General features: G+C 42.6%; 18 protein-coding genes. 5 read left to right on the forward strand and 13 right to left on the reverse strand.

From position 1 onward, the window contains the following. Positions 1-19: 19 nt before the first annotated feature. The gene (gene sdhA, locus KFT32_RS07395) at positions 20-1,762 is read right to left on the reverse strand and encodes a succinate dehydrogenase flavoprotein subunit (RefSeq protein WP_211746504.1); all 1,743 of its coding nucleotides are present in this window, start codon (positions 1,760-1,762) and stop codon (positions 20-22) included. Positions 1,763-1,785: 23 nt separating this feature from the next. Continuing rightward, a complete protein-coding gene (locus KFT32_RS07400; RefSeq protein WP_211746505.1) occupies positions 1,786-2,448 on the reverse strand; it encodes a succinate dehydrogenase cytochrome b558 subunit in 663 nt (220 codons plus the stop codon). Positions 2,449-2,693: 245 nt separating this feature from the next. Here KFT32_RS07400 and KFT32_RS07405 point away from each other — a divergent pair, with 245 nt between their 5' ends. Then, the gene (locus KFT32_RS07405; RefSeq protein WP_211746506.1) at positions 2,694-3,617 is read left to right on the forward strand and encodes a LysR family transcriptional regulator; all 924 of its coding nucleotides are present in this window, start codon (positions 2,694-2,696) and stop codon (positions 3,615-3,617) included. Here KFT32_RS07405 and KFT32_RS07410 read toward each other — a convergent pair. Both KFT32_RS07410 and KFT32_RS07415 read right to left on the reverse strand, forming a co-directional pair. Next, a complete protein-coding gene (locus tag KFT32_RS07410) occupies positions 3,607-4,272 on the reverse strand; it encodes a potassium channel family protein (RefSeq protein WP_211746507.1) in 666 nt (221 codons plus the stop codon). The genes KFT32_RS07405 and KFT32_RS07410 overlap by 11 nt on opposite strands. A 20-nt stretch (positions 4,273-4,292) precedes the next feature. After that, entirely contained in the window at positions 4,293-5,624 is a 1,332-nt protein-coding gene (locus KFT32_RS07415) for a TrkH family potassium uptake protein (protein WP_211746508.1), read from the reverse strand. Between the two features lie 383 nt (positions 5,625-6,007). Between KFT32_RS07415 and KFT32_RS07420 the strand changes: the two genes are divergently transcribed. Next, complete coding sequence (locus tag KFT32_RS07420; protein WP_211746509.1) at positions 6,008-7,717, forward strand: CPBP family intramembrane glutamic endopeptidase; 1,710 nt, start codon at positions 6,008-6,010, stop codon at positions 7,715-7,717. Here the strand turns inward: KFT32_RS07420 and uvrC are convergent. Together uvrC and trxA are read right to left on the reverse strand one after the other, a co-directional pair. Beyond that, the gene (gene uvrC / locus KFT32_RS07425; RefSeq protein ID WP_211746510.1) at positions 7,686-9,659 is read right to left on the reverse strand and encodes an excinuclease ABC subunit UvrC; all 1,974 of its coding nucleotides are present in this window, start codon (positions 9,657-9,659) and stop codon (positions 7,686-7,688) included. The two genes, KFT32_RS07420 and uvrC, sit on opposite strands and share 32 nt — an antisense overlap. A 192-nt stretch (positions 9,660-9,851) precedes the next feature. Further along, complete coding sequence (trxA, locus tag KFT32_RS07430; protein ID WP_191802012.1) at positions 9,852-10,166, reverse strand: thioredoxin; 315 nt, start codon at positions 10,164-10,166, stop codon at positions 9,852-9,854. A 234-nt stretch (positions 10,167-10,400) separates the two neighbouring features. On the opposite strand from trxA, the gene KFT32_RS07435 reads away from it, so the two are divergent. Beyond that, a complete protein-coding gene (locus KFT32_RS07435; RefSeq protein WP_211746511.1) occupies positions 10,401-10,559 on the forward strand; it encodes a YqzM family protein in 159 nt (52 codons plus the stop codon). 133 nt (positions 10,560-10,692) lie between these two features. Here KFT32_RS07435 and dnaI read toward each other — a convergent pair whose 3' ends face one another. The 3 genes from dnaI to KFT32_RS07450 all read right to left on the reverse strand — a co-directional run bounded on the left by dnaI (position 10,693) and on the right by KFT32_RS07450 (position 13,989). After that, on the reverse strand, positions 10,693-11,649 hold the full coding sequence (gene dnaI, locus KFT32_RS07440; protein ID WP_211746512.1) for a primosomal protein DnaI: 957 nt from the start codon (positions 11,647-11,649) through the stop codon (positions 10,693-10,695). A gap of 243 nt (positions 11,650-11,892) precedes the next feature. Then, positions 11,893-13,431: a DnaD domain protein gene (locus KFT32_RS07445; protein ID WP_211746513.1), complete on the reverse strand. Its 1,539-nt coding sequence runs from the start codon at positions 13,429-13,431 to the stop codon at positions 11,893-11,895. A gap of 264 nt (positions 13,432-13,695) precedes the next feature. Then, positions 13,696-13,989: a YuiB family protein gene (locus KFT32_RS07450; protein WP_211746514.1), complete on the reverse strand. Its 294-nt coding sequence runs from the start codon at positions 13,987-13,989 to the stop codon at positions 13,696-13,698. A gap of 240 nt (positions 13,990-14,229) precedes the next feature. Here KFT32_RS07450 and hemQ point away from each other — a divergent pair, with 240 nt between their 5' ends. Next, complete coding sequence (hemQ, locus tag KFT32_RS07455) at positions 14,230-14,976, forward strand: hydrogen peroxide-dependent heme synthase (protein ID WP_211746515.1); 747 nt, start codon at positions 14,230-14,232, stop codon at positions 14,974-14,976. 55 nt (positions 14,977-15,031) lie between these two features. On the opposite strand, the gene KFT32_RS07460 is transcribed toward hemQ, so the two are convergent. Continuing rightward, positions 15,032-15,286: a hypothetical protein gene (locus KFT32_RS07460; RefSeq protein ID WP_211746516.1), complete on the reverse strand. Its 255-nt coding sequence runs from the start codon at positions 15,284-15,286 to the stop codon at positions 15,032-15,034. Between the two features lie 3 nt (positions 15,287-15,289). Then, positions 15,290-16,480 (reverse strand): NAD(P)/FAD-dependent oxidoreductase, encoded by a 1,191-nt coding sequence (locus tag KFT32_RS07465; protein WP_211746517.1) that lies wholly within the window; start codon positions 16,478-16,480, stop codon positions 15,290-15,292. A gap of 557 nt (positions 16,481-17,037) precedes the next feature. On the opposite strand from KFT32_RS07465, the gene KFT32_RS07470 reads away from it, so the two are divergent. Further along, positions 17,038-18,012 carry an NAD(P)/FAD-dependent oxidoreductase gene (locus KFT32_RS07470; protein WP_211746598.1) on the forward strand — a complete coding sequence of 325 codons (975 nt, stop codon included), beginning with the start codon at positions 17,038-17,040 and terminating at the stop codon, positions 18,010-18,012. A 357-nt stretch (positions 18,013-18,369) separates the two neighbouring features. Here the strand turns inward: KFT32_RS07470 and sda are convergent, their stop codons facing one another. Next, the gene (gene sda, locus KFT32_RS07475; protein WP_211746518.1) at positions 18,370-18,513 is read right to left on the reverse strand and encodes a sporulation histidine kinase inhibitor Sda; all 144 of its coding nucleotides are present in this window, start codon (positions 18,511-18,513) and stop codon (positions 18,370-18,372) included. A gap of 327 nt (positions 18,514-18,840) precedes the next feature. Beyond that, the gene (locus KFT32_RS07480; RefSeq protein WP_211746519.1) at positions 18,841-19,500 is read right to left on the reverse strand and encodes a YheC/YheD family protein; all 660 of its coding nucleotides are present in this window, start codon (positions 19,498-19,500) and stop codon (positions 18,841-18,843) included. Positions 19,501-19,690: the final 190 nt, after the last annotated feature.

Below are 19,690 nucleotides of genomic sequence, written 5' to 3' on the forward strand. Positions count from 1 at the left end.
ATTATTACTTCGATCCTATTTAATCTTTGGAGTAGTCACGAATACGCGGCGGAATCAGCGATACGTCAACATCCTCATAAGAAATTTCAGGTCCCTCTTTACTCCATTTAGCAATACTTGTTTTCAAGAAATTCTCATCATCACGTTCTGGGAAGTCAGGTTTGTAGTGTGCCCCACGACTTTCGTTACGCAATAATGCGCCGAGTGTCATCGCTTCAGATAGCTCGAGCATGTTCCACAGTTGTCTTGTAAATGAAGCTCCCGCATTGTTCCAGCTGGATGTATCGTTAACATTGATGTTCTTGTAACGTTCTTTCAGTTCTTTGATCTTACCGATCGTTTGCTCGAGCTTGTTATTATGACGAACAACAGTCATGTTTTCTGTCATCCACTCACCCAGCTCTTTATGGATTACATAGGCGTTTTCGCTGCCTTGCATTTTAGTAATTTGATTGTATTTCTCGGTTTGTTGTTTCTTGTACCCATCAAATACAGAAGAAGAAACATCTTGTGTTGATTTCTTCATGCCTTTGATGTATTCCACTGCTTTCGGTCCTGCAACCATACCACCGTAAATGGCAGACACCAGGGAATTGGCACCCAAACGATTCGCACCATGATATTGATATTCACATTCACCGGCTGCAAACAAACCTGGAATATTCGTCATTTGGTTGTAATCTACCCACATGCCGCCCATAGAATAATGGACTGCCGGAAAGATTTTCATCGGAATTTTACGTGGATCATCACCCATAAACTTCTCATAAATCTCAATAATACCGCCGAGCTTCACATCCAGCTCCTTCGGATCTTTATGAGACAAGTCGAGGTAAACCATGTTCTCACCATTAATTCCGAGCTTTTGGCTGACACATACATCAAAAATTTCACGTGTCGCAATATCACGCGGTACAAGGTTACCATATGACGGGTACTTCTCTTCAAGGAAATACCAAGGCTTGCCATCTTTATAAGTCCAGATACGTCCGCCTTCGCCACGTGCAGATTCAGACATCAGTCTGAGCTTGTCATCCCCAGGAATTGCAGTTGGGTGAATCTGAATGAATTCGCCATTTGCGTAGTTTACGCCTTGTTGATATACAGCACTTGCTGCTGTTCCCGTGTTAATAACGGAGTTTGTCGTTTTACCGAAAATAATACCAGGGCCGCCTGTAGCAAGAATAGTAGCATCTGCTGCAAAAGTGACCACTTCCATGTTACGAAGATCCTGAGCTACGATACCGCGACAAATGCCCTCGTCGTCTACAACAGCTTGTAGGAACTCCCAGTGTTCATGCTTCGTTACAAGCCCCGCTGTTTCCCAGCGGCGTACTTGCTCATCAAGTGCATACAGAAGCTGCTGCCCTGTCGTTGCACCAGCAAAAGCAGTACGGTGATGCTTCGTTCCACCAAAACGGCGGAAATCAAGAAGTCCTTCCGGTGTACGGTTAAACATAACCCCCATCCGGTCCATCAGGTGAATAATGCCCGGTGCTGCTTCACACATTGCCTTAACCGGTGGCTGGTTCGCTAGGAAGTCACCACCATAAACGGTGTCATCAAAATGGACCCAAGGAGAGTCCCCTTCCCCTTTGGTATTTACTGCACCGTTAATACCGCCCTGTGCACACACGGAGTGCGATCTTTTTACGGGTACGATAGAAAATAAATGAACATGGACGCCAGCCTCAGCTGCCTTAATGGTAGCCATGAGACCTGCCAGACCACCGCCCACTACGATTACGTTAGTTGTAGCCATTACAGTTCACTCTCCCTTAAACCTCAGACTGTCTTCAATACTTCAAGCAAAGCGGAAGCTTCATCGAACTCCACGCCGCGGAATGCGAATAAAGATGCGATAAACATAATAGAAACGATTGCGAACATACTCATGCAGATGTAAGAGGATACGCGCTGCGAACGTGGTCCGCGTGTAATTCCCCAGCTCACAAGGAAAGACCAGATGCCGTTTGCAAAGTGATAGGAAGCAGACACGACGCTGATCAAATAAATAACGAAGAAAATCGGATTCATAACAATATCGTGCATTACACTACCAAGCTGCTCATGCGTTACGTTGCCAAGAGCTACTTGAACCCGAGTCTCATAAATATGCCATACTACGAATACGAACGTGATGACACCTGACACCCGCTGCATTGTATATCTCCAGTTCCGCTCGTTACCGAAGCGGCCCACATTCGGTTTGGCCTGATAAGCGATATACAGTCCATAAACCCCATGAAACAGAAGAGGCAGCCAAATTAATACCGTCTCCATCACAATAACGAGCGGAAGACTGTTCAGAAAGGCAACCGAATCCTTAAAACCTTGCGGACCGCCCTCAACGGCTGAAAAATTCGTAATTAAGTGCTCGAGGAAAAACAAGCTCAGCGGGATGACACCAAGAAGCGAGTGGAGCTTTCTCGAATAAAACCCTTTCATAAATTGACGTTCCCCTTTCCCATGTACAGCGTTCTCATATTTTGAATTGAAAGATCACCGCATTACCCTTTGATTCAAAGGGATCGACAAATTGCACCAAATATTTACTTGTGAACAACTTGTGTCACGTTTTATGTTACCTCTTTTTTTCTTATAATGGAATTGCAATATAATTATTACATGTTATAACTATAGGGTATAAGCATATAAGAACGTTCGAAGGATAATCTGGAGGTGCAAGCCATATGTATGAAGAAATGCAAGCCTTCGCCACCGTTGTAGAACAATCCAGTCTTAATCAGGCTTCCAAATTATTAAACCTTTCTCAGCCCGCCCTATCACGAAAAATAGCCAAGCTCGAAGGAGAACTTGGCGTAGCGCTTTTTAATCGGAAGGGTAAAAGACTTGAACTGACCTCCATAGGTCGGCTAACTTATGAATTCGCTCTTGAGCAGCGCCAGCACCAGCTGAAATTTATGCAGACACTTGCTCAGTTTAAGGACGATACGGATAGCATGATCACACTAGGAGCAAGCCTCACAACGCTCCAGACCACTCTGCCGCCGTTAATCTCTGCATTTATGGATCAACATCCGCATGCTGAGATCAAACTCGTCACCGGCAAGACGCATGAGATTGTTTCTGCAGTACGCGATAAGCAAGCGGATGTTGGCATCGTTGCTTCTTCCATCAACGAGCCGGGGCTCAATTGCACCCCATTATTTGAAGATCATCTCGAACTTGTCGTTCCTAGCACTCATCCGCTAAGCGGCAAAGAGTCACTTATGGAAGATCTGCAAAAACTGCCGATGATTACGTTCTCCAAAGGCACATGGTATCGCAAATTAACAGATGATCTATTTCATCGTTCCGGGATTATGCCAGACATTCGGATGGAGATCGATTCTTTTGAGGCGATCATTCGTTTGCTCCCTACGTGTAAGGCTGCTGCCCTATTACCCAAATCCTATGTAAGGCCGCAGCTATTACTGGACAATGATCTGGTGACCGTCCATATCCCAGAGCTGAAGCAGACACTCCGAACAACCTGTATGATATACGGACAAAAAGAAGAGCTCAGCGCAACGGCTAAACAATGGATTCAGGAAACGGTTGAATTTTTTGCATGCCCGCCTCTTACGCTGATGCGTCTTCCCTTTAATCGTTAATTACTTCTTCTTCAAAACGATCAATATTCGTATGGGTACCGATAATGACCATGATATCTCCACTCTTAATGGCATCGAGGGCAGTAGGAGCAATGATTACGCCCTCCCTTTTTTGCAATGCAACAATGCTGCAATTAAAACGTGCTCTCGTATTTACTTCGCTTAGTGTTTTTCCGTCCAAGTGCAGCGGAGCCGTCATTTCAACGATGGTGTAATTATCCGACAGATCAATATAATCGAGCAGATTGGGAGTAACGAGCTGATGAGCGACCCGTTTGCCCATATCTCTTTCAGGATAAACGATACGATCCACTCCCAGCTTCTCCAGAGCTCTACCATGTAGTACAGAAATCGCTTTGGCAATGACTTTCTTCACCCCAAGCTCCTTCAGCAAAATCGTACTAAGAATGCTCATCTGCACATCATCGCCGATAGCCACAATACCACAATCAAAGTTACGAACACCTAACGAGCGCAGCATATCTTCATCTGAGGCATCTGCTACAACCGTATGGGTGAGCACATCACTCATATCGTTCACGATCTCTTCATTACGATCAATACCCAGTACTTCATAACCTTTTTCAACGAGTTCCATGGCAAGACTTGATCCGAACCTGCCAAGCCCGACCACTACAAATTGTTGTTTCTTCATCGTTATCTCGTTAACTCCCTTTACCCTATAATCATCTTGCCTTCGGGGTGTCTATACAGTTCTTTATTCTTTTTACTAAGTGCATAACCCAAGGTGATTGGACCAAGACGACCAACGAACATCGTCAAACTGATGAGTACTTTGCCAATCGTCGAGAGTTCTGGCGTTAGACCCATCGAAAGCCCCACAGTGCCAAATGCTGATGTTGTTTCAAATAATATAACTAAAAACCGACTATCCTCTGTTGCTGATAGAATCATCGTTACTCCAATAACAACGATCAAAGATAACATTGTAATTGTTATCGCCTTGAATATTCGTTCTTGTGCAATCCGGTAACGGAACATTACAACATCATCCCGACCTTTTACCATAGAAATGACAGCGCCAATAAGAATAGCAAACGTTGTTGTTTTGATACCGCCCCCTGTGGACCCAGGTGATGCGCCAATAAACATGAGAATAATCATAAAGAACTGGGTAGCTTGTCGTAGTCCTGCAATGTCAAGCGAATTAGCCCCTGTTGTTCTGGTTGTTACGGATTGAAAGATAGAAGCAAGTATTTTACCCATTGTATCCAGTGGCGACAATGTTTTGGAATTGGAGAATTCCAAAATAAAAATAACAACCGCTCCAAATACAATCAGAAACGAAGTCATGGAAATAACCACTTTAGAATGCAATGACAACTTTTTGATTTGGCGAATCCCTACAAGATCGGAAAGAACAACAAAACCAAGTCCCCCAAATACAATAAGCCCTATACTCACGATATTGATGATGGGATCATCCACATACATGGTTAAACTGCGAAATTTGCCAAACAAATCAAACCCAGCATTATTAAAAAAGGAAATGGCATGAAATACGCCAAAATAAATTGCTTTGCCCAATGGCATATCAAAGGACCAGCGAATCGTAAATAGGATTGCTCCAATCGCCTCTATGGTGAGGGAATAAAACAACACTTTTCGAACTAGCTTAACGATCCCTTCAATCGAACTCTGATTTAAGGCTTCCTGTAAAATAAGTCGCTCTCGAAGCGAAATTTTTCGCCGAAAGACAATGGCAATTAGAGTGGTCATCGTCATAAATCCCAGGCCGCCAATCTGAATCAGAACGGCAATTACAATTTGGCCAAATGTAGAAAAATAATAACCCGTATCCATAATTACTAGTCCAGTTACACATGTTGCCGATGTGGCGGTAAAAAAAGCATCAATAAATGCAAGGCTTTCCCCCGTAGTGTTGGCGATAGGCAGCATGAGTAGCAGGGTACCCAGCAAAATGATGCCCGCAAAGCCGAGCACCAATATTTGCGGTGGATTAAGTTTAAAAATACGGGCGCTCATGTTGAACACATGTTCACCTCATTCGTTTTCTCAATTAAAAAAAGGAACCCTGTCCGAGCTAATACGTTAGCTCTATGTATTGGTTCCCTTGTTTTCACTTTAGGATTCAGTTTACCCATGACCATATGAAGTTCAACCCCGATTATAAGTCTTACCTGATCGGGAATACAAAATGAAAGAATCGTTAATTTGAAAGAAATTCCTTCAAATTAGCAGATTTACGTCGTTAAAGATTAGATTATAAGACATTATTGAACATTTTCAAGCCAATAAACCGCTTTATCATGGAATTGCTAGATCCACTCGCTTTCGTCTGGCGGCTATGCTATCTTTACTGTAATCTTAACAGACTATTTACCCGTATAGTTACAAGGAGGAATAACATGAATCGAACAGGGCAACCCCTTGTGCTGAAGCCTAATTTTAAGTGGCTTGGAGTGCTAGGAGCTATCGGCCTTATTTTGTTTGTCGTCTTTCAGATTTTGCCAGGAACCGCGATGCAGGCAACTGAACAACAAACGCAAGAAGTTTTAACGAAACAAGAAGCCTATGAGGCCGCTCTTCCTTATGCGGAGCAGCAGCTCGGCATAACAAATGACGTCTCTTATGATGAAGTTCTAGTTACATACCAGTCTCGTTCAGGATTATACGGCTATCTGGTGGAGAAGAAGCTACTCACGTCATACAACGAACAATTCGAGAAACAGTATCCCTATGATGTGTACCGTGTTAGGATCCCGGATTCAGAAACAGGTGGGTCTGTCAGTGTAGATATTCATATGAATACAGGTAAACCCGTCGGCTATATCCGTGAACTACCCTCTTCATCCTATACAGAAACCGCTGCGCTTCCGAAATCTGAAGCTCAAGAAGTGATGCTTCGCAATCGAATTGCAGAAGGCGGAATTTCAATATCTGAAAAGCAGCGTCTTGCAGCCCCTATTTTGGCGGAAGCAGGGTATGCTCCAAATACGCTGCAACTTGAAAGTACGGATGAATCTGAAACTGGACTCACCTACACAGATCCTTCCATGAAAATTGGAGATTCTGTTCTTGAGCTCCGTTTTACATTTGAAAACGGGGATATTCGCTCATTTGAACCTCAGTTCTCCGTACCCGCAGCTCATACAGAATACGTGGAAAAACAAACTTCACAGGCAACAGTTATGACCCTCGTAGGATACGGTTTATTCACCATGCTACTCGGTGTACTTGCCGTTGTTTATAGTGTGCTCACCAAAGCATACACCTCTTTCAAAAGAGGGATTTGGCTATCTATCTTCTATTTTCTGTTTACCATGGTCGGTACAGTGAACCTGCTTCCTACGTTTCAGGCAGAAGGTTATTCAGCCGGAATGATGGTTATTCTGTTCGGAGTGCAAGCTTTATTTACCTTAGCAATGACTTGCCTCGTCTATTTTTCACTCGTAGCGGGTAACGGACTGTGGCGCAAGGATGGTTATAATTTGTGGCCGCAGGCAAAAGAAGCTGGATATGGACGCTATGTACTAAACAGTATGTTCTCAGGGTATCTATGGGCGTTCGCCCTGCTTGGAATCCAGTCCATTATCTTTATCTTTCTGGAAAAAGGTCTGGGCTCTTGGTCTACAACGGATGCGAGCCAGTCTCCGTACAACATGTTGTATCCATGGCTTATGCCTCTGCTCGCCTGGATGGCCGGCATTGGAGAGGAAGCGGTGTATCGTCTATTCGGTATTCGGATCTTCAAGAAAATGGTACGCAGCACAATTGTCGCAAGTCTGATCACTTCGGTCATTTGGGCCATGGGGCATACGCTGTACCCGATCTACCCTGTCATTACAAGACCAATTGAACTTACCCTTATTGGACTCATATTCAGCTTCATTATGATACGGTATGGATTCATTACTTCGATGTTCAGCCATGTTATTTTTAACAGCATTCTGATGGGGGTAAGCCTGATTATGATGATGGATGCGGTGAACGTCTTTGCCGGAATTTTCTGGATCGTCCTTCCCGCGATTGTGGGTTATGTTATTTATCGATTCAATCCCGCACCTAAAAAAAAGAAGCCGTTATTTACGGCTCCTCATCTTGAAGGGAATCAATAATTTGTTTGGCGAGTTTATCGCCGATAGAAAGAGGCCGGAAGTCTTCAATGCTGGCCTCTTTTATTTTGCGTAAAGAACCAAAATGCTTGAGTAGCATTTTGCGTCTCTTTTCCCCAATTCCCGGTATGGAATCAAGTTTGGAAACAACCATGGACTTTCCGCGCTGCTCACGGTGAAACGTAATCGCATAACGGTGAACTTCCTCCTGAATGCGATGAAGCAGATAAAACTCCTGGCTGTCACGAGCCAGCTGCACCGTTTCGAAAGTATCCCCCTTCATCAGCTGGGATGTCTTATGTTTGGCATCTTTTACGAGACCACAGACTGGAATAAATAGCCCCAGCTCATTATGCAGAATATCTAGGGCTGCCGATATTTGCCCTTTCCCACCATCCACAATGATCAGGTCTGGTCTTGGCAAATCTTCTTTCAGCACCCTCTCATATCTACGCCGAATCACTTCCCGCATGGTTTCATAATCATCAGGTCCCTGTACAGATCGAATTTTATATTTACGATATTCTTTTTTCTCCGGTTTTCCATCTATAAACACAACCATTCCAGATACCGGATTCGCTCCCTGAATATTAGAGTTATCAAAAGCTTCAATCCGGTTTAATGACGGAAGACCTATTGCATCAGCCAAACGTTCCGCCGCTTTCGATGTCCGTTCCTCGGTGCGTTCAATCAGACGGAATTTCTCATCGAGGGATACTCTCGCATTCTGGATAGCCATCGAAACCATCTGACGTTTCAGGCCCCGTTTTGGCAGAAGCACTTTTATACCCAGCCAGTCTTGCAAAAGGGCAGCCGCTCCGACCGGATCATGCGTTCCACTTGATTCCGTACTCTCAGTTCGAGACAAATCGGAAGAAGCATCTTCGTTGGTTTCATCCTGTTCCTCCTGCACCTGCAATTCGTCAGGCACCGATTTTTCGGCCATATTCTTCGCCAGCTGCTCTTCCATCTCTTCTGCTTCTGGAAGTAAAATCTCTTTAGGTAACGCCGGATTGTCACTGTAATACTGGGTTACAAAAGAAATAAAATCGCCGTAGGCATCTCCATAAAACGGGAAGGTCGTGGCGTGGCGTTCAATCATTTTGCCTTGGCGGACATATAAAATCTGTACACACATCCAGCCTTTATCGACGGCAAATCCAAACACATCTCGATCTTTCGTATCTGTCGTCGTAATCTTTTGTTTTTCCATAAGTGCATCGATACTCATAATTTGGTCACGTAATTCTTTTGCCCGTTCAAAATAGAGATCCTCTGCAGCTTCTTGCATTTTTTTCTGCAGATCTTTTTTAATTTCCTCGTGACCACCGCCAAGAAACGATGCCATCTCTTGACTGATCCCTTCATAAGTCTCCTTCGGAATTTCTTTAACACAAGGAGCCAGACACTGACCCATGTGATAATAAAGGCAGACTTCCTTTGGCATCACACCGCATTTACGCAGCGGATACATCCGGTCTAACAGCTTTTTGGTCTGATGGGCAGCATAAGAGTTAGGATACGGTCCGAAATACTTCGCTTTATCCTTCAATACTCGCCGGGTCACCTCTAATTTCGGATGTCGTTCATTCGTAATTTTCAAATATGGAAATGTTTTGTCATCCTTCAGAAGCACGTTATACCTTGGTTGGTGTTTCTTGATCAAGTTCAGCTCAAGCAACAGTGCTTCTTTGTCACTATTCGTGACGATATATTCAAAGTTGCGAATGTCCGCAACAAGTCTTTGCGTTTTCCCGTTATGACTACCTGTAAAATAAGATCTTACACGGTTTTTTAGAACTTTCGCTTTTCCTACATAAATAATCGTCCCTTGCGCATTCTTCATGAGATAGCAGCCGGGAAGATCCGGAAGTAAAGCAAGTTTATGCCTAATATTCTCAAGTGCCTTTTCTTGTTCTTGTATACTCTCAAAATGCGAATCCATCGCGGTTTCCCCTCCCTACCATGAACTTGCTTATATAAAACAGGATAGACCCATCCTGGAAAATCATCGAATACATGTTCCCTATATTATAGTATAGCTTCTGCTTCTTCTATTCAAGTGGAAGCGTGTGGTTAACATAAAAAACGCCTCTGGCACAAGGCCAGAGGCGTTTTTCCATAATCTCAAGCGTTATTAGTGCTTGGAAATTAGGTTTTTCAAGTTTTCTTTGGAGTTCAGTCCAACGACTTTATCAACAGGTTGACCGTCTTTGAAGAGAATCAAAGTTGGGATACTCATTACGCCAAAACGGGAAGCAGATTCAGGGTTCTCATCCACGTTCACCTTAGCGATTTTAACGTCGTCACCAACGTCAGCTGCGAGCTCTTCCAAAATCGGAGCAAGCATTTTACAAGGACCGCACCAAGGCGCCCAGAAATCTACAAGAACCGTACCTGTACCTTCAACTTCTGTGTTAAAGGATTGATCGGATACATTTACAATAGCCATGAGAAAGTCCTCCTTCTATATAATGCACTAGTATTATTTAAACACCTTATCGTTGTAATAAACGATTACTTTATTATAGCATATAACCATGCGTAATGTGAAACGAATGATTATTTCCTATCCCTGCAAGTTCTTTACAAAATATTCCTAAACCCGTTATACTTGAAGAAGTTCGTACACGCTGTTATCTCCCGAGAGCTGATAGCGTATACAGCCTTATGAGGAGGGTCCATTATGGAACCAAAAGTACTTCGTCCGTACGATCCAAGATCCCATCAGAATGAAGAACCCCGTAATGATTTATTCGATCTTATGGCCGGATTCGGTGGAATGTTCCTGTTCATGACTGTCATCTTTTTCGGAATGGTCATTATTAAATTCCTGATGATCTAAGCTCATGGGAATACCTGGCAGGAGACATCAAAGTCTGATTCAACCCAGCTAACGCGGGAATGAATCAGACTTTGTTTATTTTGTCTTCAAGAGCAGTATATTATGCATTTTTTATCGGTGACCTATAAAAACCTTACGCTTTATTTTTTCCCCGCTGATTGTCTCCGCGTACCGGAACGACCTCAACGAATGGACGAATTCGATCCATTAATCGCTGTCCTTTGTATCTCTCTTCCCCATCTTTGCTTGTAAAGCTGAGATGTTGTTCCAAACTGTCTAAGCTGTAATTAGAAGTATAGAACGTAGGCTTACGGTTCATGCGGTAATTCAAAATAGATCCTAGAACATGATCGCGAACCCATGGGCTTAAGTTCTCCGCACCAATATCATCAAAGATGAGCAAATCACAGTTTTTCAAAATTTCCGTCGTTTCCTTTAGCTTCTGTCCTTCCTGAATCATGGATTTCAAATCCTCCACAAAATCAGGCATGTAGACAATAACTCCCGTATGCCCAAGCAAGGCTAGTTCATGGAGTAAGTACCCCATTAAGAAAGTCTTACCTGTTCCAAAATTACCTTCCAGATAAAGCCCTTCTGGTGATAAGCCTTTTTGCTTCGTTTCATTGATGTAATGGAACACTTTATTAACAGCAGGAGCACGTTGCAGATCTTTACGCAGAATCTCAGCTACATTATATCCCTCACTTAACGTACGTTCGTCTACATAGAAACTGCGAATACGTTCCTTGACCAGCTTATCATGCTCGCTTTTCATCTGTAAGGAGCAAGGGGTTTTCTTATCTATAATTTCAGGTTGTCCATTAAAATATTCAACCGAAAGCTTGGAATAATGTCCTTGAAAATCGTTCGGGCAATTGGCAAGCCCCGGACAATTCGCACAATGATTACTGTCTTTCGAAAATTGATAAAATTTACTTAATGAGAGCATAAACCTGGAGTCATCCACCTCAGGGTGTTCTTCCCTGAACCTTTGTACGTAAGGGTCTTCTTTGAGCTGATCTGCAATGCGTTTCGATTGCTGACGAAAGGATGGATTCATTTGTTGCAACATTTGGCCTAAAGATTCCATAGGTTTGGTTTGTGCCCACCTTTCTTATTGATTGTTTATCTTGGTAGAGCCTTTTCCTCGCGTAGCGAGACTTTTGACCTTAGTCATATATAACTTTTAGATTTCGACTCACTATCTTTCATTCTTTATCTCTAGTTCTGGCCTTTACCCGCCCTTAAGCTACCAGCGGGACTTTTGACTGAAACCCGACTTTCGGCTTCGCGAAGCGAAACGAGCGGAGGGGTTTAGGTAAAAGTCGAGCGTTTAGTATTCGATCGTCCTTTTCTTCGCCTGCATCTCTTCTGCAAAACGAATCATTTCTTCAAGTTCTTCTTCGCTAACCGCGTCGCCACCACCTGTATCCTGAACAATAGGAATTTCCGGTTTTAAGCGGGCTTGCTGTTGGTAAGAGCGAGGACGTCCCGTTTTGGTAACCCGTTCACCTGATCCTGCCTTTTCCTTGTTGCCTTTGATTTTCGCTTGATCGCGAATATATTGAACTGCTTTCTCATAGGTATGAACCTGTTTGAGCAGCATATTAGATGCAATAGCTTCCACAAAATTACGGTTAATTCGCTGTTCGCTACCGGATACAAGCAAGGTCATTAGGTAATGAATAAGCACGTTAATGACTTCCGCAGGCAGCTTGTAGCTGAGATCCACTTTTTCAAAAATATCGACCAAATTATCTGGCACAGAGCCAGGGAAAAAGGTTTGTAGCAAACGTAAATAAGGCTCATTACGCAGCATCATATTATATTGGTGAATGTCACATTTCGAAGCAAATTGAGGCGGAACTTCCAGATAATATTCCATTTCTACCACATGTTCAACAGGAAGATCATCGCTTGGCTCATTTTGAGCCGCCTGACGAAGATTAACGACTTTCGCTGCATGAATGCTTTGTTCTTCTTTACGTTTCTTTCCTTGACGGAAGGTTTGGCTTGCCAGCTGCTGGAGACGATCAAGGAGAATCTCTCCTTGCGGATTAAATACACCATCTTCATCAAGCAAACGGCATACATCCTGAACACCCAAACTGTATTTGTGTACTACATAATTAATTACGCCAAGCTGTTCGGAATCAAATCTAAGCTGCTCCACATAACGACGATTCGCAGATTCCCTTGGGAACCGAAGAATAATGTCGGCATAGTTCAGCTTACTTTCTTCCGGCACAGATAACATCCCTTGATCCGCTCTGCCACTAGATACTTCTGTCAAAGCTTGCTCAAGTTCATAATCAATAACATGGGTGTTCAGCTCAAATATTTCATAAAAAGGAACGGATATATTTTCTTTATTCATAACAGAAAGGTCTACATCAGGTGCATCTTCTGTCCATAATTGCGAACGTAAAGCAAGTACAGCAAACTTGCCAATTTTATCTCTGAGGAGCAGAGTCAAATGCTGTGTCCTGAAAAATTCTCCAGGCGACAGCGGAGGACTAAGCTCATATTCGTAGGTATATTCATCTGTATCTGGCACATAAACCCGGGAAGTTTGCAGAAGACCGACTGCTTCCAGCTTGGAGGTTTGCTCCATTAGGAATGTTCGCCCCTTCTCGCTAGGTTCAAGTCCCAGAGTCAAAAATAATTTGCGTTGCTGTTCCATTACCGAGTAGCCGATCTGATCAGCTCTTACATGCTGAAACAGCAAATGGTACAAACTGATAGCAAACGCGCCTACCATCGGCTGATAGGCAGAGCTGAGCATCCGTTCGTCCAGGCTGCTAAGGCCAAACTCGCGGAAAACGCAGTAACGATGATTTTCGGTAAAGTGCAGCATGTTCTTCACGCGCATTGCTCATTACTCCTTCTCTCCGATTTGTAGTGAACTCTATTCTATCATAAAAAAGGACGTCTTAAATCTTCAAAAATAGCCAAATTTCCTGCTTAATCTTTCCGCTATTCCCTCTTATACGACAAATGTTCGCATTCCCTCTATTTTTGGAATGCAGATGTTCCATTGTACTCTACTATTCTATGAAAAGTGAACCCTTTCATGACAAAACCCCCTTTTCAATAAATGAAAAGAGGGCAAGTAACCATACCAAATTGATAGTCATTAAAACATTTTGTAACCGCCAAACCGTAGCTTTTGGATCGTCCATCCACTAAGAATGGCACCTGCAACACCACTAAGGCCAATCAAATAATCGACAGGTCCATAGGAATTCATATGCGTACCAAAGCTCATGCTTCGATCCCACATAGAGAAAATAACAATGGGTATAAGTACGATTACAAATAAATAAGAAGGAAACCAGGTTGTTTTCATAAGCATATTCAAGATGAAACCGATCCCAAACATCATGACAAAAAACAAGATCATAAGCACGAGCACAGGTAAGAACTGCATTCGCTTACATCCTCCTTCATTCTACCAAATCATGAACACTGATCCATAATAGATAATAAATAGTGTACCCTATAAAATGTGTCTCGGCAATGAACTTTCTAGGTCAGCGTAGCGATTTTTGTCATTTTTAATGAGATCTTCATTTGCTCTGCTGCTTCCGCCTTTGATACAATGTAAGCGTTGATTAAAATAGTCTAAACATCTGATATACAAATTAAATATCATATAGGAGTGAAACAAATGAACGAAGCTGCATCGACTCTGGAAGGCTGGTACGCCCTTCATGATTTCAGATCCATTAACTGGGCCGCCTGGCGTTCTGCAGATGAAGAAGCACGTGCTGTTGCTTTGGACGATCTGCAAGAATTTTTACAAGAATGGGCTTCAGATGAAGAAGCTGGAAAAGGCAGCTCAACCGTTTATACGATTGTTGGTCAAAAAGCTGACTTTGTAATGATGCATCTACGTGAAACTTTGGAAGATCTGAATGCCATCGAAAATGCGTTTAACAAAACGACATTCGCCCGTTTTACAACGAAGGCATATTCCTATGTCAGCGTTGTCGAGCTAAGTAATTATCTCGCAGGTAAAGACAGTGACCCGATGCAAAATCCAGAAGTTGTCGCTCGTCTAAAACCAGTTCTACCAAAAAAACAATATATTTGTTTCTATCCAATGAACAAAAAACGCGAACTCAGCGACAACTGGTACATGCTGTCTATGGACGAACGTAAAGCCATGATGAGAAGTCATGGACTGATTGGACGCAGTTATGCAGGTAAAGTGAAACAGATTATTACCGGCTCTGTCGGCTTTGACGATTGGGAGTGGGGCGTTACCCTATTCGCTGACGATGCTCTCCAGTTCAAAAAACTGGTTTACGAAATGCGTTTTGACGAAGTCAGCGCGCGTTACGGTGAATTTGGTTCCTTCTATGTAGGTAGTCTGCTTACACCGGAATCCTTTGAAAGCATGCTGAAAGTGTAATTTCCATTTTACAATGACAATATAAAAAAGGATGCCATCATTCGGCATCCTTTTTTTATTCGTTCTCTTCTTCTTCCAGCTTTTTTAACGATTCCAGAAATTCAGCTGTTGCCCGGTCACGATCGCGACCTTTTTCTTTCAATCTTTCAATGGCTGGCAAGATTAAAATGTCGACTTCCTTCTGCACGATATAAGAAAGATCATACTTCTCCTGCTCCTCGAGATAACTGCCCACTTCCATCAAAGCATTATATCGATCCAGTTCATCTCTCGTCAGCAATCCCCTTACCTGTACACTACAATGTCTCATCGTTTAAAAGAACCTTCCTTTTTGGAGTACGAGTGGTATCCCGCCGATAACATATAAATAGCGAATATCAACAACCTTTTTGAGCTGAGCAGCTTTCCATCCCTTCCACTTCTTCCCATTCACGATGGCAATCGCTTCGCCTCGACCCAAAGAAGCAACGGTCCCTTTATGGCTAAAGGTGAACTTATCCAAACTTTTCCCACGAATCGAAAGAGCTACATTTTTTGCACAATTAACCCCCTGTTGCATCGCAATTTGTGCCGTTGGCGGATATGGACGACCCTCCTGATTTAATACGAGTGAACTGTCACCAATAATATAGATATGATCATAACCCGGTGCTCTCAAATACTCATCGACCTTCACACGTCCCCGTGTCACTTCAAAGCCTGCATTTTCAATCAGTTTGTTGCCTCGAATTCCGCCTGTCCATACTACGGTTGCCGCTTCGATTCGTTCCCCGTCTCCAATAATGACACCGCCTGGAAGACATTCCTTAATCGGAACTCCGATACGAAGAGAAACCCCTTTATTTTTAAGTACGTCCATTGCATATTCAACAAGTTCCTTATCAAAGCCAGGGAGTGCAGTCGGTGCTGCCTCTACGTTATAAAGCTCAACCTTGGCTGGGTCCACATCAAATTCTTTGCACAGACGAGGTAAACGGTCTGCCAGTTCTGACACAAATTCCACTCCGCTAAATCCAGCCCCGCCAACCACAAATCTTAACCGGCTTGCGTCTCCATCATTTTTGTAACACGCAAACTGGTACTCGATATGTTCACGGATCAACCTGACTGAATTAATACTGCGAATCGTCATTGCATATTCTTTCATACCCGGAATACCAAAGGTTTCCGGTTCTCCTCCTAGACTGATCACCAGAATGTCATATGACAAGGTTCCGTCTTCCAGTATTACTTTCTTCTCGTGCGGCCTGATATCCTTTACAGCAGATTTCACTAGATCGATCTTGAACTCGTCAATCAGCTTGGAGATGGGTACCCTTGCATGCTCAATGGAATCCGTCCCTGCAGCTGGCATGTGCAGATGTGTGGTTATGTAATGATAATCATGCCTGTTTACGAGCGTAACATCTGCTTCATTATAGTTCAGTTCCTTTTGAAGTCGCTGTGCGGTTAAAATCCCGCCATAGCCTGCGCCAAGGATGACAATCTTAGGAATGTTACTCATGCGCTTACCCCTCCGAAATCATTCAACTCACAACTCATTATAGAAGTCACTAAAGTATGTATCATGGATTTAACGCGTGAAAGTGTCGACTTCCCAAAAAAACCTTATTCCATCCTATAATGCTGTCCCAAAAACATAATAATCTGAATAGAAATCGATTACTACTCTCCTAAAAGATAATAATAGTTCTATTCCTATTCAATAAAACGACAACTTATGTCATGAGGTTTCAAAACTTTATAAAATATACGGAAAATACTCAAAAATCAAGAAAAATTTTTCATGCACCAAAAATAATAGCGATACGCCTTCAAAATAGCAAGTCAAAAAATGTCTTGTCCAAGGGAGACGAAATTTTAATATATAATCATGAAAACTTCATGAAAACAAATCGAAATGACCTTTGCAACAATTTGCGGTAGTGTCTATAATGAAAATGACTTTAATCATAAGAATCGAGAATCTCGTGGAACAACATCCGTGACGAAATTGATTCACTAAAATATAGAGAGAAAGGTGTGTTCTACAAGGTGACGACCCCAGAATCCACTCACGAAATGACTGATTTGCTAATTATCGGTGGAGGACCTGCCGGTATGTTTGCTGCATTTTATGGCGGTATGCGTCAGGCATCTGTGAAAATTGTTGAAAGCATGCCTCAACTTGGCGGCCAGCTCGCAGCACTGTATCCGGAGAAATACATTTATGATGTAGCCGGATTCCCAAAAGTTACAGCAGGAGAACTGGTAAACAATCTTCTTTCTCAAATGGACCGTTTTGATACAGACATTCGCCTAGAAGAAAAAGTAGTTTTTGTAGAGAAAAAAGATGAGCGCCATTTTGTTGTTACGACAGATAAAGACGTACATCATGCCAAATCCGTCATTATTACTGCAGGTGTAGGCGCATTTGAACCTCGTAGACTGGAACTTGAGGGTGCAGCACGTTTTGAGAAAACAAACCTTCATTATTTTGTAAGTGACTTGAGCCGTTTTGCAGGCAAAAAAGTACTAATCAGCGGTGGCGGAGATTCTGCAGTTGACTGGGCGCTTATGCTCGAACCAATCGCAGAACAAGTAACTCTCATCCATCGCCGTGACAAATTCCGCGCACACGAGCACAGTGTTGAGAATTTGATGGCTTCCAAGGTCAATGTGGTCACTCCAACGGAAATTACCGAGCTTCACGGAGAAGACCGCATTACTAAAGTAACTCTCTCTCATGTAAAAACGAAAGAAACACAAGAAATTGAAGTCGATGATGTCATCGTGAACTTTGGTTTCATCTCTTCTCTTGGCCCGATTGCAGAATGGGGAATCGATATTCAGGGTAACTCGATCGTCGTGGATACTCGAATGGAGACAAGTATTCCTGGTATTTTTGCAGCCGGTGATATTACAACCTATGAGGGTAAACTTAAACTGATTGCCGTCGGCTTTGGTGAAGCCCCAACAGCAGTCAATAATGCTAAAGTATATGTAGATCCTAATGCCAAATTGTCTCCTGGACACAGCAGTAATATGAAAATGTAACCTTGGCTATTCACTACGTAAAAGAATAAGAAGCCAATAAAAAAGGGTATCTTACTCCTGATAACTACATCAGGAGGGATACCCTTTGCCTTATTTGTGCCCATTATGTAACGGTCTAAATATACCTTCACAACCTTGCCCCACCTGCCATGAGCCTATCGTGGATTACGGATTACAGGAAGACTACGCCGGGCCGTACAGCCCGTATGTGTCATCTTCCGTCTATCTTACGATACCTGAAGCCAAGGGCTATTGCATTCACCTTATGTTCTGTCCTCACTGTATGACACAAACTTCTTATGCTGTGGAAACATGGGAAGTGCCTGGCAGTATTTGACCGTTAAACCAAGAGGATCTCTAATGAAGAACGGCAGATACGTCGGTGTTCAGTTCGCGCCTGAGGATTTCACCTAATAATAGAGCGATGAAATCGCGTTCAAGCTGGAGCTCGATTGCCATGTGATAAGAATCGAGCAACATCTCATCTGAAAGCATAGCCATCTCCGACACACCCTTTCTTTTTTTTCCTCGTCTCTATTCTAGCAGAGAACAAAAAGTAGAACAAGCGTTCTGTTATCCACACCCATTTGTGGAAATCCTGTGTATAAACTGTTAATAAATTGAAAATATTGAGGTTTTGTAAGGGAGAATATGTGGACAATAATTATACACAGGATAAATAATAACTTTGGCTTAAAAAATATATTTATATTTTTTTCAAAGAAAATTGCTAGATTTAAAGTAAATGTATGAGGAAAAGACAAGAGAAAAGAAATAACTGTGAAGTTTTACCCTTTTTCGATCTATTTTAAACAGTACATTATCAAATTATTGGGGTCTGGTGTTTACTTCCAAAATCCAAATTTTCCCGGACCTATCCAGCCCGTAATCAAAACCAAGTTGACCGATTCCCGGAAACTCCTCTTCTAAAAGCACGGTACAGGTTCTAGTAAGTCCACGCATTTCTTGCTGTTTCGTTTTGGCATGAATATGAGGTAAAGAACGTCTGAGTGCCACCCTGCATTTCAGCAACGTTCCCCCTTTACATACATTCGTTATAACTAATCCCGGACGAGCCAGTCTTCCCAGCATCGCAGTAAACGTCCACTGGTTTTCTTTTTTTACGAATTTAACACGATAATCTATAGGGCGCCCATCAATACGAGCAAGTACAATTCCTTGCTGAATTAAATATTTCCTTTTTAATTTGATACTCATAAGTGAACGATACATGGCACCATAACTTGAAAAGCTAGAAGTATGTGCCATTTTGGTATAAGAATACTTCTCTCCTTCTTTTTTAACACGGATGACTCCGTTGCCACCGCCGCCATGAATCGGTTTTACGAAGACCATTTTGTGTTTTTCTAGCATCGTTTTCAAATGCTGTTCGCTAAATATTGCTGTCTCTGGGATATGATTGGCGATAAAAGGGTTCTTTTGGAGTACTTCTGTCTTAATCCACTTGCTTCCAATGGTCCGATCCATACGTTTCCCTCCTTCATAACATAAAAAATGAAGCTAGAGTCCTGATATATATATATTTCTGTAACTCTTTCTTCTCTTGTATGTCTGTCCTTATAGAGACGCCTTTTTTGTGAGGGAAAAGAGAATTGGGATTTTCACCCGAGATACGCTATATTAAATAAATAGATTACGATAGGGAAGGGAGCATTTC

Source organism: Paenibacillus sp. Marseille-Q4541 (genome assembly GCF_018310695.1).
Lineage (GTDB): Bacteria > Bacillota > Bacilli > Paenibacillales > Paenibacillaceae > Paenibacillus.

Excerpts from the sequence above, each read along its gene's own strand:
- sdhA (WP_211746504.1), bottom strand. The coding sequence starts at position 1,762 with ATGGCTACAACTAACGTAATCGTAGTGGGCGGTGGTCTGGCAGGTCTC.
- KFT32_RS07400 (WP_211746505.1), bottom strand. The coding sequence starts at position 2,448 with ATGAAAGGGTTTTATTCGAGAAAGCTCCACTCGCTTCTTGGTGTCATC.
- KFT32_RS07405 (WP_211746506.1), top strand. The coding sequence starts at position 2,694 with ATGTATGAAGAAATGCAAGCCTTCGCCACCGTTGTAGAACAATCCAGT.
- KFT32_RS07410 (WP_211746507.1), bottom strand. The coding sequence starts at position 4,272 with ATGAAGAAACAACAATTTGTAGTGGTCGGGCTTGGCAGGTTCGGATCA.
- KFT32_RS07415 (WP_211746508.1), bottom strand. The coding sequence starts at position 5,624 with ATGAGCGCCCGTATTTTTAAACTTAATCCACCGCAAATATTGGTGCTC.
- KFT32_RS07420 (WP_211746509.1), top strand. The coding sequence starts at position 6,008 with ATGAATCGAACAGGGCAACCCCTTGTGCTGAAGCCTAATTTTAAGTGG.
- uvrC (WP_211746510.1), bottom strand. The coding sequence starts at position 9,659 with ATGGATTCGCATTTTGAGAGTATACAAGAACAAGAAAAGGCACTTGAG.
- trxA (WP_191802012.1), bottom strand. The coding sequence starts at position 10,166 with ATGGCTATTGTAAATGTATCCGATCAATCCTTTAACACAGAAGTTGAA.
- KFT32_RS07435 (WP_211746511.1), top strand. The coding sequence starts at position 10,401 with ATGGAACCAAAAGTACTTCGTCCGTACGATCCAAGATCCCATCAGAAT.
- dnaI (WP_211746512.1), bottom strand. The coding sequence starts at position 11,649 with ATGGAATCTTTAGGCCAAATGTTGCAACAAATGAATCCATCCTTTCGT.
- KFT32_RS07445 (WP_211746513.1), bottom strand. The coding sequence starts at position 13,431 with ATGCGCGTGAAGAACATGCTGCACTTTACCGAAAATCATCGTTACTGC.
- KFT32_RS07450 (WP_211746514.1), bottom strand. The coding sequence starts at position 13,989 with ATGCAGTTCTTACCTGTGCTCGTGCTTATGATCTTGTTTTTTGTCATG.
- hemQ (WP_211746515.1), top strand. The coding sequence starts at position 14,230 with ATGAACGAAGCTGCATCGACTCTGGAAGGCTGGTACGCCCTTCATGAT.
- KFT32_RS07460 (WP_211746516.1), bottom strand. The coding sequence starts at position 15,286 with ATGAGACATTGTAGTGTACAGGTAAGGGGATTGCTGACGAGAGATGAA.
- KFT32_RS07465 (WP_211746517.1), bottom strand. The coding sequence starts at position 16,480 with ATGAGTAACATTCCTAAGATTGTCATCCTTGGCGCAGGCTATGGCGGG.
- KFT32_RS07470 (WP_211746598.1), top strand. The coding sequence starts at position 17,038 with ATGACTGATTTGCTAATTATCGGTGGAGGACCTGCCGGTATGTTTGCT.
- sda (WP_211746518.1), bottom strand. The coding sequence starts at position 18,513 with ATGGCTATGCTTTCAGATGAGATGTTGCTCGATTCTTATCACATGGCA.
- KFT32_RS07480 (WP_211746519.1), bottom strand. The coding sequence starts at position 19,500 with ATGGATCGGACCATTGGAAGCAAGTGGATTAAGACAGAAGTACTCCAA.